Annotated in this window: 12 protein-coding genes; 6 read left to right on the top strand and 6 right to left on the bottom strand. The window is 65.5% G+C overall.

Going from position 1 to position 14,821, the window contains the following annotated elements:
• Nucleotides 1-16: 16 nt before the first annotated feature.
• From QF036_RS22790 to QF036_RS22775, 4 genes are read left to right on the top strand one after another with little or no spacing between them, the layout of a single operon-like run.
• Entirely contained in the window at nucleotides 17-1,195 is a 1,179-nt protein-coding gene (locus QF036_RS22790; protein ID WP_307105433.1) for a zinc-dependent alcohol dehydrogenase, read from the top strand.
• A 29-nt stretch (nucleotides 1,196-1,224) separates the two neighbouring features.
• Complete coding sequence (locus QF036_RS22785; RefSeq protein WP_307105432.1) at nucleotides 1,225-1,740, top strand: hypothetical protein; 516 nt, start codon at nucleotides 1,225-1,227, stop codon at nucleotides 1,738-1,740.
• A gap of 2 nt (nucleotides 1,741-1,742) precedes the next feature.
• Nucleotides 1,743-2,720 (top strand): PDR/VanB family oxidoreductase, encoded by a 978-nt coding sequence (locus QF036_RS22780; RefSeq protein ID WP_307105431.1) that lies wholly within the window; start codon nucleotides 1,743-1,745, stop codon nucleotides 2,718-2,720.
• 60 nt (nucleotides 2,721-2,780) lie between these two features.
• Entirely contained in the window at nucleotides 2,781-2,948 is a 168-nt protein-coding gene (locus tag QF036_RS22775) for a cupin domain-containing protein (RefSeq protein ID WP_307105430.1), read from the top strand.
• Nucleotides 2,949-3,120: 172 nt separating this feature from the next.
• Here the strand turns inward: QF036_RS22775 and QF036_RS22770 are convergent, their stop codons facing one another.
• The 3 genes from QF036_RS22770 to QF036_RS22760 form a co-directional block, all read right to left on the bottom strand.
• Nucleotides 3,121-5,628, bottom strand: a complete 2,508-nt coding sequence (locus QF036_RS22770; protein ID WP_307105429.1) for a GcvT family protein — start codon at nucleotides 5,626-5,628, stop codon at nucleotides 3,121-3,123.
• A gap of 35 nt (nucleotides 5,629-5,663) precedes the next feature.
• On the bottom strand, nucleotides 5,664-6,602 hold the full coding sequence (gene purU / locus QF036_RS22765; protein WP_307105428.1) for a formyltetrahydrofolate deformylase: 939 nt from the start codon (nucleotides 6,600-6,602) through the stop codon (nucleotides 5,664-5,666).
• A gap of 86 nt (nucleotides 6,603-6,688) precedes the next feature.
• A complete protein-coding gene (locus tag QF036_RS22760) occupies nucleotides 6,689-7,039 on the bottom strand; it encodes a bifunctional 3-phenylpropionate/cinnamic acid dioxygenase ferredoxin subunit (RefSeq protein ID WP_307105427.1) in 351 nt (116 codons plus the stop codon).
• Between the two features lie 247 nt (nucleotides 7,040-7,286).
• On the opposite strand from QF036_RS22760, the gene QF036_RS22755 reads away from it, so the two are divergent.
• Together QF036_RS22755 and QF036_RS22750 are read left to right on the top strand one after the other, a co-directional pair.
• On the top strand, nucleotides 7,287-8,528 hold the full coding sequence (locus QF036_RS22755; protein ID WP_307105426.1) for an NAD(P)/FAD-dependent oxidoreductase: 1,242 nt from the start codon (nucleotides 7,287-7,289) through the stop codon (nucleotides 8,526-8,528).
• A 55-nt stretch (nucleotides 8,529-8,583) separates the two neighbouring features.
• Nucleotides 8,584-9,804, top strand: a complete 1,221-nt coding sequence (locus QF036_RS22750) for an aromatic ring-hydroxylating oxygenase subunit alpha (protein WP_307105425.1) — start codon at nucleotides 8,584-8,586, stop codon at nucleotides 9,802-9,804.
• A 187-nt stretch (nucleotides 9,805-9,991) separates the two neighbouring features.
• Here QF036_RS22750 and QF036_RS22745 read toward each other — a convergent pair whose 3' ends face one another.
• The 3 genes from QF036_RS22745 to QF036_RS22735 form a co-directional block, all read right to left on the bottom strand.
• Nucleotides 9,992-10,798 carry an IclR family transcriptional regulator gene (locus QF036_RS22745; RefSeq protein WP_307105424.1) on the bottom strand — a complete coding sequence of 269 codons (807 nt, stop codon included), beginning with the start codon at nucleotides 10,796-10,798 and terminating at the stop codon, nucleotides 9,992-9,994.
• 184 nt (nucleotides 10,799-10,982) lie between these two features.
• The gene (locus QF036_RS22740) at nucleotides 10,983-12,260 is read right to left on the bottom strand and encodes a molybdopterin molybdotransferase MoeA (protein ID WP_307105423.1); all 1,278 of its coding nucleotides are present in this window, start codon (nucleotides 12,258-12,260) and stop codon (nucleotides 10,983-10,985) included.
• Between the two features lie 187 nt (nucleotides 12,261-12,447).
• Nucleotides 12,448-14,814, bottom strand: coding sequence for an FdhF/YdeP family oxidoreductase (locus tag QF036_RS22735; RefSeq protein ID WP_307105422.1), 2,367 nt, complete (start codon nucleotides 14,812-14,814; stop codon nucleotides 12,448-12,450).
• Nucleotides 14,815-14,821 lie beyond the last annotated feature (7 nt).

The raw sequence follows: 14,821 nt of genomic DNA, 5'->3' as shown, positions 1-14,821 counted from the left end.
CCGCTAGGAGTTCCGCATGAAAGACCACGGTTCCATGGTTGTGTCTCCCGAGACGGCTGAGACGGCCGCGACGCTGGCAACGCCCCTTCCCGATGCTGTCAGGGCCGCTGTCTCGTTGCCTGATTCGACCACCACGGTCCAGGCGATTGACCCGAGACTGGCCACGAGCGCCGCAGGGTGGTTGAAGGTGGAGTCCTCCGCGCTGTGCGGCACCGACCTGGACCTGTACCAGCAGGGCCTGGGCCATCCCGCAGTGATGGGCCACCACGTCATTGGCGAAATCGTCTCTCTCACTCCTGTAATGCAGTGGTCGTGGGACGCCGAGGTCGGCGACAGGGTGGCACTGGAGGAATACCTGCCCTGCGGGCGGGCGACCTGTGATGCCTGCCTGCAGCCGGACATCTACCGTTTCTGCCCGGACGCGGATCTGTGGGGCGGACAGCGCCGGGTAGGAATGCTGGGACTCCATGAAGGTTCCGGTCTTCACGGCGGCAACGCGGAATACATGGAGCTGTCGGCCCGGACAGTGCTACATAAGCTGCCCCGGGACCTGGATTCGAACCTCGCTGCCTGGACCCAGCCCTTCGCCAACGCGGTTGATTGGGTCATTAACATCGGTGGGGCCACGAGCGGCTCGCGCGTGGCCATCATCGGACCGGGCTACCACGGCATCGCCGCCGTGGCGGCCGCCAGGGCAGCCGGCGCCCAGGAGATCGTCGTGCTCGGACGCAACTCACGCACCAGCCGCGAACGTCTGGAGATCGCCGAGGCCATGGGCGCCTCCGTCATCGTCAACGACGACGCCTCATCAACGTCCGCGGCCCTGGGCCGGCACGGCAAAGCCACCGGATTCGACGTCATCGTCGATACCGTCGGCCTTGGTGGACCAGCGCTCCAAACCACAGAACACCTCCGGAAACTCGGACGTCTGGTCCTGGCCGGGCTCGGGGACACTCCCGTCGCAGAAGTGAACCTGAAGACCCTGGTGCGGGGGGCGTCCGGTGTCGTCGGGGTACGGGGCCGTTCACCACAGGCGGTCACCAGGAGCATCGAACTACTGGCCACCGAAGACACCGGCCTGGAACACGTGCCCAGCATCGACGTCGCGCTCGACGGCGTCGACGAACTCTTCCGCACCCTACTGGACCGGACAGGGCCCAGCAGTCCGCACGTCGTCGTTCGACCTTCGCTCTGAGCACCGACAACCCAAACTAAGGAAAGCCCATGACACACCTAACGTCGCGCGCCTACTACAAGGCCCGGATCCTTCTTGTCCCCCTTGGGACCTCGGGCGCTGCACTCGTCTCGTCAATGTCCGACGCCGGGCTGCGGCAGGTCCGGGTAGCGGCACCCGCGAGCCACCCCGACGGAGTACTCCAACACGGGATCGATGAACCCGGGACCCAACCCACCACCGAAACCGTCAGCGACCTCGCAGCCAGTACGGACATTATGGTGTTCCTCGGATCGCGGCTCGAAGAGATTCCCGACGATTTCGTCGAGGCCATGGCCACTGCAGGACGGAACCAGGGGACGCTGCTCGCCGGCGTCCTGGTTGGCCTGGGCGGCTGGGATTCCGAACCCGGTTCGACCTCCATGAGAGTGCTGCGCCGTGAACTCGACATGCTCGTCACCGTGCGAAAAACAGACCTCGCGCGCGACTTCATCGAGGTCCTCAAAGGCGGAACCAGGGAAGCCGTCCCCGGAAAACTCTTCCAACACCCCATCACCGGAGCCTGACCATGTCCCAAGATACCCTCGACCTCGTTGTGCGCGGCCTGCGCCAGGAATCCACCAACGTCATGTCCCTCGAACTGGCCCTTCCCGACGGCGGCTCACTCCCCGAATGGGAGCCCGGCGCCCACCTGGAGGTCGTCCTGCCGTCGGGCCTGGTGCGGCACTACAGCCTGTGCTCCGACCCACGTGACCTCCAGGAATACCGTCTCGCCGTCCTCCGCGAGACCGGCGGTCGCGGCGGGTCGGAGGAACTCCACTCCGAGGTCCGGCTCGGCACAAAACTGACAGCGCGCGGACCGCGCAACCATTTCAGGGTAGAGGATGGCGCAACACACTACCTCCTGGTCGCTGGCGGCATCGGCATTACACCCATCCTGGCCATGGCACGGGAACTCATGGCAGCGGGAAATAGCGCCCGCCTCGTCTACTGCGGATCCAGCCGGCAAACCATGGCGTTCATCGACGAGCTCCAGGAAGTCATGGGCGATTCCCTCGCGCTCTACCCCCGGGACGAGCGCGGCCGTGCCGACCTGCTCACCGAAATAAAGAACGCTCCCGCCGGAACAGTCGTGTACGCGTGCGGACCGGAATGGCTCCTGGCCGACCTCCAAACCATCACCACCGATGCCCTCGGTGCAGACGCCTTCCATGCGGAACTGTTTGCCGCCGCCACTCCACCGGCCCGCACCGGGGCCGCTGAGGAAACAGAGGCGGACGCACCATTTGAAATTGAGCTGCGGCAATCCGGCTGCACGCTGACCGTTCCACCGGAAAAGTCCGTCCTGGATGTCGTGCTCGAGGTGAACCCCTCCTTCATGTCCTCCTGCGAGGAAGGCTTCTGCGGTACCTGCGAAACCAAGGTCCTGGAAGGCGAAGTCGAACACCGGGACACCATTCTGTCCCAAAAGGAACGCGCCAGGAACGACACCATGTTCATCTGCGTCAGCCGCTCCAAGTGCCCAAAGCTCGTTCTGGACGCCTAGAGATTGTCATGTTGTTGGCATAACTCCACCAGCCATGGCGCATGACTCATGAGGGGGAACGTGCCAAAGAACATGCTGGTGCTGGAGGGCAAGGGAACTCTCGTCTCCGACGCCGGCGAACGCCTCGACCACAAGGCCGGCGACATGGTCCTGATCCCGAACGGCTGGAGTGGGGTTTGGGAGATCCACGAGCACTTCAAGAAGCAGTACATCACCGTCTCTGTCTAGATGGCGTCACTGGACCGGTTCCCGCGGTGGGGGACCAGTCAGCCCCCGGCCGGGGCTCAAGTGTTCGTTCGCGCTCAACCAACAGAACGGCCCCGCTCCTTTCGGAAGCGGGGCCGTTCTTGGGTTTCGACAGGCTCAACCAGCGGGGTTGCGACAAGCTCAACCAGCGGCCTTAGCCGCGGAGGCGCTCCATGCCCGGGTCAAACAGCGGTTCGGCGCTGACCGTGGCGGCAACGCGGCGGCCGAAGTACTCGATCTCCACGGCGTCACCCTCGGAAACCGCGGCGGGGAGCCAGGCGTAGGCGATCGGCTTGCGGATCGAGTAACCGTAGGCCGCGCTGGTGACGTACCCGGCCGCTACCCCGCCCACGTACACGGGTTCCTTGCCCAGCACGATGGAGGTGCCGTCGTCGACCGTCAGGCAGCGCAGCACCTTCTCCGCGGGCTGTTCCTTCCGGGCCGCCAAAGCCTCGGCCCCGACAAAACCCACCTTGTCCTTGGCCACCGAGAAGCCCAGACCGGACTGGTAGGGGTGGTGCTCGGTGGTCATGTCGGTGCCCCAGAGCCGGTAGCCCTTCTCCAGGCGCAGGCTGTTGAAGGCGCCGCGGCCGGCGGCGATGATGCCGTGCTCCCGGCCCGCCTCGAAGAGCAGGTCCCAGAGCTTGAGGCCGTATTCGGCGGTGGTGTACAGCTCCCAGCCGAGTTCGCCCACGTAGGACAGGCGCATGGCTGTGACGGGGATACCGCCCACCGAAATTTCCTTGGTGCGGAAGTACTTCAGGCCGTCATTGGTGAGGTCGTCGCTGCTGACCTTGCCGATTACTTCGCGGGCCAGCGGGCCCCACAGGCCGATGCAGCAGGTGCTGCCGGTGATGTCGGTGACATGCACCCACTGCGCCGGATCGGCGGCCGACTGCTTCCGGGCCTCCACGCGCAGGTAGTCGAAGTCGACGTTGCTGTTCACGCCGAGCTGGAAGTCTTCCTCCGCGAGCCTGGCGACGGTCACGTCGCTGCGGATGCCGCCGTCGTGCTCCAGCAGCAGGCAGTAGGTGACCGCGCCGGGCTTCTTTGCGATGTTCCCGGTGCTCAGGCGGTGCAGCAGCTCCTGCGCGCCGGGTCCGTTGACGGCCAGCCGCTTCAGCGGCGTCATGTCGTAAAGCGCGACGGCGGTACGCGTCTTCCACGCTTCGGCCGCCGAAATGGGGGAGGAGAACATCGCGGCCCAGGGTTCGCGTTCGGGCGCCTGCCATTCAGCCGGCAGTTCGTCCAGCAGGGCGCGGTTGGCCTCGAACCAGTGCGGGCGCTCCCATGCTGCCGACTCAAGGAAGAACGCGCCGAGTTCCTTCTGCCGGACGTTGAACGGGCTGACGCGCAGGTCCCGCGGGGATTCCTTGGGCTGCAGCGGGTGCAGGATGTCGTAGATCTCCACGAAGTTCTGCTGCGAGGTCTCGCTGACGTAGTCGTCAGAGGTCTGGACCTTCTCGAAGCGGGTGAGCTCGGTACCGTGCAGGTCGGTGCGGGAACGGCCCTCGGTGAGCAGCTCGGCAACGGCCTTGGCCACACCGGCGGAGTGCGTCACCCACACGGCCTCGGCAACGAAGAAGCCCGAGAGTTCCGGGGCTTCGCCGATCAGCGGGCCGCCGTCAGGGGTGAACGAGAAGATACCGTTGAAGCCGTCCTCGATCTGGGTGGCGTGCAGGGCTGGCAGCAGGTCCTGGCAGTCCTCCCACGCGGGCGCGAAGTCCTCCAGGGTGAAATCAAGTCGCGACGGCATCCGGTGGTCGGACATTTCCTCCGCGCCGACGCGGGGCAGCTGTTCCATGTCCACCGGCATCGGCCGGTGGGCGTAGCTGCCGATGCCGATCCGGTCGCCGTGCTCGCGGAAGTACAGGTCGCGGTCCTGGTAGCGCAGGATGGGCTTCTGGGCGCCATTGGGCAGGTCGTTCACGCCCTTGAGTTCAGGCAGCGGCGTGGTCTTGACGTACTGGTGGGCCAGCGGCAGCAGCGGCACCTCCAGGCCCACCAGTTTGCCGAGCTCACGGCCCCAGAAACCCGCGCAGGACACCACGATGTCGGCAGGAACCACGCCGGAGGACGTCTCGACGCCGGTGACCTTGCCGCCCCACTGGCTGATACCGGTGACTGTGGTGGAGCCGAGGAAGGCCACGCCGCGCTCGCGGGAGCGCTCAATCAGCAACTGCACGGCACGGGCAGCCAGGGCCAGCCCGTCGGTGGGGATGAGCAGGCCGCCCAGGACCTCGCGGCCGCCGGTGAGCTTGCCGGTGTTCAGCAGCGGGTAGATCTTTTCGCATTCATCGGCGTCGATAATCCGGCTTTCGACGCCCCAGGAGGTCATCACACCCATCTTGCGCTTCAGGTCGGCCAGGCGCTCGGGAGTGGTTGCCAGCTCCAGGCCGCCCACCTGGTTGAAGCAGGACTGGCCGTCCTTGCTCAGGGAGAGCAGCTTGTTGACCGTGTACGTGGCGAATTCGGTCATGGTCTTGGATGAGTTGTTCTGGAACACCAGGCCGGGGGCGTGCGACGTGGAGCCGCCGGCCAGTTCCAGCGGGCCCTGCTCGACGACGGTGATGTCGTTCCAACCGCGGCTGGACAACTCGTCCGCGAGGTTTGTGCCGACGATGCCGGCTCCGATGATAACGACGCGTGGTGATGCGCTCATGGGGTGTGGTTCTCCTGGTTCGCGTTAGCGGAAAATTAGCGGAATACGACGGTGCGGGTCTTGTTGAGCAGGACGCGGTGCTGGCAGTGCCACTTCACAGCGCGGGAGAGCGCCTGGGTCTCCGCGTCCCGGCCCACCGTCACCAGTGCGTCCGGGTCAAGGGCGTGGTCCACCCGGAAGACCTCCTGCTCGATGATGGGACCTTCATCGAGGTCTGCGGTGACATAGTGGGCCGTGGCGCCGACCATCTTGACTCCGCGGTCGTAGGCCTGGTGGTACGGCTTCGCGCCCTTGAACCCGGGCAGGAACGAGTGGTGGATGTTGATGGCCCGTCCGCGCAGCTGCCTGCACAGATCGTCGGACAGCACCTGCATGTAGCGGGCCAGTACAACAAGATCGGCGTCGTATTCGGCCACCAGCTCAAGCAGCCGGGCCTCGGCCTCCGGCTTGGTGGCTGCCGTCACCGGCAGGTGGATGAAGGGCAGCCCGGCCGCCTCGGCCATGGGCCGCAGGTCCTCGTGGTTGGATACCACGACGGCGATCTCCGCACCCAGGCTGCCGGCCCGCCACCGGAAGATGAGGTCGTTCAAGCAGTGGCCGAACTTCGATACCATGACCAGCAGCCGCTGCGGGCGGCTGTCGTGGATGCTGAAGTCCATGCCGAACTCGCCGGCGATGGTTGCGAATTCGGCGCTGAGGCTTTCGGCCGTCTGCTGGTCCCGTTGGCTGAGCTTGTCGAAACCAAAGGCGGTGCGGAGGTAGAGGTTGCCGCTGACGTGGTCGTCGAACTGCTGGTGCTCCACGATGTCGAAGCCGCGGTCGGCCAGGAATGTGGTGATGGCGCGGACGATGCCGGGCCGTTCGGGGCAGGCCAGGGTGAGGACAAATTCGGCATTGCGGGCTTTTGCCGGAGCGCCGGAGTTGGCGGCGGTGGTGGCGGCGACCGCGGGCGCGCCTTCAAGGAGTGTGGACAAGGGTTGTCTCCTGGGTTGGTGCAGACGTCGCTGCGGTTGCGGAGGTGGCCCAAGCCGCGCTGCTTTGGCCACCGGAACGGGCTTGCTTAGACGTGGCCGTTGACCGTCAGCCCGGGGGGAAGGTTCGGCTCATCCTCGGACTCGATGACCATGATGTCGCCGTCCACAACGGTCACTTCGTGCGTGCGGACGGGGAGTTTGGCCGGCGGTGCGTCAACCTGTCCGGTCCGGAGGTTGAACTTGGAGGCGTGCAGCGGGCACTCGACCTCGCAGCCTTCCACCCAGCCGTCGGTCAGCGAGGCGTCCTGGTGGGTACAGGTGTCGTCGATGGCGAACAGCTCGCCGTCCTCGGTGTGGAAGACGGCGATGGGCGGCGCCGTGTTCAGGCGCAGGGCTTCCCCTGGTGCCAGTTCGCTGAGCGGGCATGCCTTGTGCATGGGGGCCTCTTTTCTTGTGTGGAAGGTATATGGATGCTGCCCGGCGGCTTGTTCCGCATAGCTCAACAGCCGTCGTAATATGCAACAGCGTGCTTTCGCTCACACTGTTTTGTCAAGGGCTAAGGGCCCAATTACGCGCTCCTTCTTTAATGAGTCACCAACCCCTTGACAGGCACCGTGGTATGAATCACTCTGTTGCATATAGCGATTCTTGTTGCGCTAATAGCAATAGAAAGAGGGTGAAGTAATGCAGACGCTTGCGATCGTGGGAGCCTCCCTGGCCGGACTTTCCGCCGCACGGGCAGCCCGCGCCCAAGGCTTCACCGGACGGCTCGTCATCATCGGCGATGAAGAGCACCGTCCGTACGACAGGCCGCCGCTCTCCAAGGACTTCCTGCTGGGATCCATGACGGCGGAGGACCTGTCCCTGGAAACCGAAACCGACGACCTCGACGCCGAATGGCTGCTGGGTACACGTGCCGTGTCCCTGGACGCTGATTCGAAAACCGTCAGCCTGGCCAACGGCCAGGTTGTCCAGGCCGATGGCATTGTCATAGCCACCGGTGCACGGGCCCGCCAGCTGCCGGCCCTCGCCGGCTTGAGCAACGTCTTCTCCCTGCGCACCCTCGCCGATGCACAAAGCTTGGCGCCGGAACTGGTGCCAGGAAGCAAGATGGCCGTCATCGGGGCAGGCTTCGTCGGCGCCGAGGTTGCCTCTTCCGCCGCCTCCCGCGGGATGGACGTCACCCTCGTTGACACCAAGCCCGTACCGTTCGCCGCCCAGCTGGGCATGGAGATGGGCTCGGTAGTGGGCGGCCTGCACACCGCCAAAGGCGTCCGGCTCATCTCCTCGGCTGTGATTGAGGACTTCTACGCAGGCGAGGGAAACGTTACCGGCCTGCGGCTGGCCGACGGGACGTTCGTCGCCGCCGACGTTGTGGTGGTGGGCATCGGTGCGGAGCCGAACGTTGAATGGCTCGCCGGTTCCGGCGTGGAGGTCGACGGCGGCGTGCTGTGCGATGCGATGGGGCGCACCAACGTTCCGGGCATTGTGGCAGTGGGCGATTGCGCCGCCTGGTTTGACGCCGCCGTCGATAGGCACCGCCGGGTGGAGCACTGGACGGGTGCGCTGGAGCGGGCGGCCCTGGCTGTGCAGGCGCTGCTCGATGACGACGCCCCGGCGCAGCCGCTCAAGCCGCCGTACTTCTGGTCGGACCAGCACGGGGTGAAGATCCAGTTCGCCGGCCACTCAGCCGGTTACGACCGCCTGGACGTCGAAGCGGGGGATGCTGCGGAGCATAGCCTGCTGGCCGTCTACTACCGGGAAGACGTTCCCGTCGCCGTTCTGGGCATGAACCAGCCACGGCTGTTCACCAAGTGGCGCAGGAGCCTCGCACCGTCGGCACCCAAGCCGGCCGCCGCCGTCGTGCCCTCAGTTTTGACACCGGCGGTCGGACCCGCCCTTGCCGGCGCCGCCGCGGGGCTTTAGCCCCCCACTCTTCTTGTCATTCGTGTTGTTTGTGTTGTTTTGTTAGGAGAACAAATTGTCTGTTGAGGTATCCACCCCGAGCCTGATCCCGACGCTGGGCGGGCACCTGTACACGGATCCGGCTATCTTCCGGGCCGAGCAGGAACGTATTTTCGAGCAGATGTGGTTCTGCGCGATCCGGTCCGCGGACCTGGACAAGCCCGGGGCGTGGCAGACGGTGCAGATAGGCCGGGAAAGCGTGCTGATCTCGCGGACCCGCAAGGGTGAGATCCGGGCCTTCTACAACGTCTGCCGGCACCGCGGCGTGAAGCTGTGCATGGAGGAAAAGGGCGAAGCTGCCCGCAACTTCCAGTGCCCTTACCACGCCTGGACCTATGACTTCGAGGGCAAGCTGATCGCCGCCCCGAACCTGACCAAGATGCCCGACATCGACCGCGACGAGTACGGCCTGTCCAAGGTCCACATTCGCGAATACCTGGGCTACGTGTGGGTGTGCCTCGCCGAGGAGCCGCCGTCCTTCGAAGAAGAGGTGATGGGTGCGATCGAGGAACGCCTGGGCAACGTCCACGCCATTGACGGGTACGACGTGGCGAACCTGTCCGTGGGCCGCCGGATCCGCTATGACGTGAAGGCCAACTGGAAGCTCATCATTGAGAACTTCATGGAGTGCTACCACTGCGCCACCATCCACCCGGAGCTGACCGAGGTCCTGCCGGAGTTCGCTGACGGCCTGGCCGCGCAGTACTTCGTGGGCCACGGCGCGGAGTTCGGCGAGGACATCAAGGGCTTCACTGTGGATGGCTCCGAGGGCCTGGACGTCATCCCGGGCGTGGCCGAGGACCAGGACCGGCGCTACTACGCGATCACGATCAAGCCGACCGTGTTCGTGAACCTGGTTCCGGACCACGTGATCATCCACCGCATGTTCCCGATGTCCGCAGACCACACGATCGTTGAATGCGACTGGCTGTACCTGCCCTCCGTGGTGGAGTCCGGCAAGGACGTCAGCGCCTCCGTTGAGCTGTTCCACCGCGTGAACATGCAGGACTTCGACGCGTGCGAGCGCTGCCAGCCGGGCATGGCCTCCAAGTCCTACGCCAAGGGCGGCGTGCTCGTCCCCAGCGAACACCACATCGGCGCTTTCCACGACTGGGTCCAGGAAAAGGTCGGCGACGTCCAGCTGTCCGGAGAAGCCCTGCTGGGCCTCACCGCGGACACCCCGCCGCTGGAGGAGCGGGCCGAAACCCTGCAGCGCAAGGAGACCGCAAAGTCCTAGTCCGCTGATTGAGCCTGTCTATCGCTGACTGAGCCTGTCTATCGCTGACTGAGCCTGAAGGACCGCTGATTGAGCCTGCCGACATCTCGGCAGGCTCAATCTGGTTTCGACGGGCTCAACCAGCGGCGCCGGGTTTCGACAAGCTCAGCCAGCGGCGCCGGGTTTCAGGCTCAACCAGCGGCCGGGATCACCGGTGGGTGTAGCCAATTTTTCCGCTGATGTTCAGGCCGGCCTCCTGGAGGCCCTGGATCAGGCCGGGTGTGTTTTCCGGGTCGAAGCGGAATGAGGGGCCGGAGATGCTGACGGACCCGATGACCGTCCCGAAGTGGTTATAGACGGGCACGGCAACCGCGGTCAGACCGGTCTCGAATTCCTCGTGGACAACCGCATAGCCGTTGCGGGAGACGTCGAGAAGCTGGTTTTCCAAGGTGTCCCGGTCCGTGATGGTCCGCGGGGTGAGGGCCGGAAGGCCCACCTCCTGGAGGACCCGGGAGCGTTCTTCAGCCGGCAGTGCCGCCAGCAGTACCTTGCCGCTGGAGGTGGCATGGAGAGGCGTGAGGCTGCCCACCCAGTCGGATGTTGCCAGCGTTGACGGGCCCATGGCCTGGTCCACGTTCACCGCGTAGTTGGACCGCAGGACGGCGAGGTTGACGGTTTCCTTGTAGTGGTCTGCGAGGCTCTCCAGAATGGGACGTGCCTCGTGGACCAGGCTCAGCCGGCCCGGAATGGAGCTGGCCAGCCGCAGGATGCCAAAGCCCAACTGATACTTGCCGCGGTCGTTGTTCTGCCGCACGATCTCCCTGGACACCAGCGATCCGAGCAGCCGCGAGACGGTGGACTTGTGGACCCCCATTTCATCCGCGATATCGCTGACGCCTGCGTGTCCGTCCCGGGCGAGGATCTCCAGGATCTGGAGGGCGCGGTCCACGGACTGGACGCCTCCGCCTTGGGCGTCCGGATCCCTGCCGGTCCCTGGTTCGTCTCTTGCAGCCATCAGAGGTGCTCCCGTGTCGTCGCTGTGACCAGCGGTCAGGCTCTGCACCATCCCGCCTGCTTCACACGTTCGATCCTAGACTGCGGCGGACACCCCGGCGTCATTCTCCTGAACACAACGTTTATTTCCCGGACGCAGGGAAACCCGGGGCGCGCCCGGGTTAGTACATTCAGTCCTCCCAGGCCTATTCGCCGGGCAGCGGCGGCCGCAGCTCCGGGCGCCACGGGAGCGCAAAAGCCGGAACCGGCTCACCGCGCTGGACGCCGCGGGACGGAACCACCATGACGCCGTCGGCAGTGGCCAGTCCGCGCATCATTCCGGGGCCTGTGTAGTCGGCGGGAGTCGCCAGGTCCTGGACCCAGCGGAACGGCATGAGCCGGGTGGACGCACGGTGTGCGTCGATGGAGGTGCCGCACGGCACCCGGCTGATGCCGGGCATTGGCTGGTGGCCGAGGGCAGCCAGCAGCGGGCCGCCAACGGTGAAAAGCGCCATGAGGGCGGCGAGCGGATTGCCGGGAAGTCCGACGACGAACCGGCCGTTGGGCAGTTTGCCCAAGGCCGCGGGATGGCCGGGCCGCATGGCGATGCCGTCGATGAGGAGCCGCCCGCCGAGCGCCAGCACGGCATTTCGGAAATGGTCCGCGCCTGAACGCCCCGTGCCGCCGGTGGTCACAAGGACGTCGGGCCACTGCCCCATCGGCGCCTCGGAGGCGCCCAGCGCCGTGAGCCATTCCTCGTAGGAGTCCCCGATCCGGACCAATGGTCCCGGGGTGCCGCCAAGCATCTGGATGACAGTGCTGAGCTGGGGCCCGAAGGCATCCCTGACCTGGCCCGGTGCCGGGAGCCTGGCCGCCACCACCTCTGAGCCGGTAACCAGCATCTTGACCAGTGGCTTGCCGCGCACCGTCAGTTGGTCGAATCCGGCGACGGCGGCCAGCGCGATATGCGCAGGGTTCAAGGTTGTCCCGGCGGGGATCAGCACCTCGCCGGCTGCCGCTTCCTCGCCCGACTTGCGGATGTGCTGGCCCGGACGGGGTTCGCCGGGGGATGCTCCCTCGCCCAGCATCAGCATGACCTGGCCGGCTGCGTTGGTGCCAAACCGTCCGCTCTCCACCCGGAGCACCGCCTGGGTGCCCGGAGGAATGACGCCGCCGGTGACTACGGGGCTTGCCTCTCCGCTTTTGAGGGGCTGTCCCGCCTCCGTCAACACCCAGGGGCCGTCGCCACTGACGGTCCAGCCGTCCATGGCGGATGAGGCGTAGTGGGGCATCTCCTGAAGCGCGACGACGTCGGCCGCCAAGGTTCTGCCGTTCGCCTCCCCAAGGGGCACACGCTCTGGCCCAAGGGGCCCGGCGCAGTCGAAGGCCAGACGGCGCGCGTCCGCCCACGTGAGCTCCCCGTGGGCAGGCCGCCCGTCATCCTTGCCCGGCCTGTCGACCGTTTGCAAGGCTGGAGCTACCACTGGCCGTCCCCTCGTTGGATGGTTCGTTTCCCGAAAGCGGTGCTTCGGCGCTTACCTCCCCAGGTATTTCAGGCCTCCGAAACACCGTTTACGGGAAACGAAACTGCTTTGTGCCCGTGGCGACGCGCGGGCTGGACTCCGCATCACAGCGGCGCCACTGATATTACAAATATATCGTAAAGATATATCAGTGCGGAAGGGCTGCAAGCACCTGATTTCCCGCTGTTTCGATTCGTGCCGGTTCCAGCCTAACCACGACGGATTTGGACGTCGGGGTTCCACTGGTGTCAGCGACGGAGTCGAGCGGCACCAGCACGTTGGTTTCCGGGTAGTAGGCGGCTGCGCAGCCCTTCGGCGTCGAGTAGCTGACGATGCGGAAGTTCTCCGCCCTGCGTTCTGTGCCCCGGAACTCCGAGACCAAGTCCACCATGTCGCCGTCGGCATAGCCCAGCTCGGCGATGTCCGCCTCGCTGACCAGCACCACGCGCCGGCCTCCGTGGATTCCGCGGTACCGGTCGTCCTTTCCATAAATGGTGGTGTTGTACTGGTCGTGCGAACGCAGGGTCTGCAGGATCAGCCGGCCGGGCGGGACCCGAAGGTACTCCAGGGCATTGGAAGTGAAGTGGGCCTTGCCGGACGGGGTCTTGAATTCCCTGCTGTCCCGCGGTGGGTGGGGCAGAACGAAGCCGCCGGGGTGCTGGATTCTCTCCTCGAAATTCTCGAAGCCATCGATGACAGCCTCGATGTGCTTCCGGACCAAGGAATAGTCGTCCCGGAGCGCGAGCCAGTCGGCCACCGGTGCGTCGGGGAGGGCGCGGCCGTCAGCGTCCGTGAACACCCTGTGCGCGAGGTTGCAGACGATGGCCACCTCGGACATCAGGTGCTCGCTGGCGGGCTTGAGCCGGCCGCGGGATGCGTGAACGGCGCTCATGGAATCCTCCACGGTGACCCTTTGGTCACCGGACCGCTGGGTATCCCGCTCCGTGCGGCCCAGCGTGGGGAGAATCAGGGCGCGCTTTCCTGTCGACAGGTGCGAATGGTTCAGTTTCGTCGAGATCTGGACGGTCAGCCGGGTATTCGCCAGGGCCTTCTCGGTGGCATCCGAGTCCGGAGCCGCCCGCACGAAGTTCCCGCCCATGCCCACGAACAGCCTGACCTTGCCGTCACGCATCGCCCGGATCGCGGCGACGGTGTCGTAGCCGTGTCCCCGGGGTGAACGGAACTGGAATTCCTGGTCCAGCCGGTCGTGGAAGGACTCGGGCATCCGTTCGAAGATGCCCATGGTCCGGTCGCCCTGGACATTGGAGTGTCCGCGAACCGGGCAGACTCCCGCTCCGGGCCTGCCGATGTTGCCCTGCAGGAGCAGGACATTGACGACGTCCCGAAGGGTGGGAACTGAGTGCTTGTGCTGCGTCAGGCCCATGGCCCAGCAGACGATGGTGGATCCCGAGGCCAGAAGCCGTTCACCGGTGGCGTTGATCTGCTCCATGGTCAGGCCGGTCGCCTCGACGATGTCGTCCCACTGCACCTGTTCGAGTTGCGAAAGGTAGGACTCGAGGCCCGCCGTATGGCTCCTGATGAAGTCGTGGTCAAAAACCGTGGACAGGCCAGGTGTGCTCCTGCCTGCACGTTCCGCGTCCAGCAGGTATTTCCCGAGGCCCTGGAAGAGTGCCTGGTCCCCGCCGGCCCGGATCTGCAGGAAGTCGTCAGTCAGCTGCGTGCCCACCAGCGTTCCCGCGATGGTCTGCGGGTTCTCAAAGTGAAGGAGTCCGGCTTCGGGGAGCGGGTTGATGGAGACGATGGCGGCGCCGTTTTTCTTGGCCTTCTCCAAGGCACTGAGCATGCGCGGGTGGTTCGTTCCCGGGTTCTGGCCCGCCACGAAGATGAGGGACGCCGTCTCCAGATCCTTGAGGCTGACCGAACCCTTGCCAATGCCTATGGTCTCCACCAGCGCCGACCCGGATGACTCGTGGCACATGTTTGAACAGTCCGGCAGGTTGTTCGTGCCCACGCCGCGGACGAGGAGCTGATACACGAACGCCGCCTCGTTGGAGGTCCTGCCGGACGTGTAGAAGACACTCTGGTCGGGGTGGTCCATGTCCCTGAGTTCCTGGGCGACGAGCTCCAGCGCGTCGTCCCAGTCGATGGGCCTGTAGTGGGTTGCACCCTCATCCAGGACCATCGGGTGGGTCAGTCGTCCCTGTTGCCCCAGCCAGTAGTCATCACGGGTCTTCAGGTCCGCAACGGAATGCCGGGCGAAAAACTCCGGGCTGACGCGGCGGCGGGTGGCCTCCTCCGCCACGGCTTTTGCGCCGTTCTCGCAGAATTCCGCGGCATTGCGCTTCTCATGTTCCGGCCAGGCGCAGCCCATGCAGTCGAAGCCGTCTACCTGGTTGATTGCCATCAGGGTCTGGACGCTGCGCAGCGGACCCATCTGCTCCAGGGAGATTTTCAGCGCGTTCGTCACCGCGGGGATGCCCACGGCCTTGGTTTTGGGTTTGCTGACGGTCAGCTTTGACTCGTCGATGTTGTTGCGGGGGGCTTTCGAGGCCATTGGATCT

It is taken from the genome of Arthrobacter globiformis, from assembly GCF_030817195.1.
In the GTDB taxonomy this organism is placed as follows: domain Bacteria; phylum Actinomycetota; class Actinomycetes; order Actinomycetales; family Micrococcaceae; genus Arthrobacter; species Arthrobacter globiformis_D.
The sequence above is the reverse complement of the archived record's forward strand: the minus strand, read 5'-3'. Positions and strand labels throughout refer to the sequence as shown.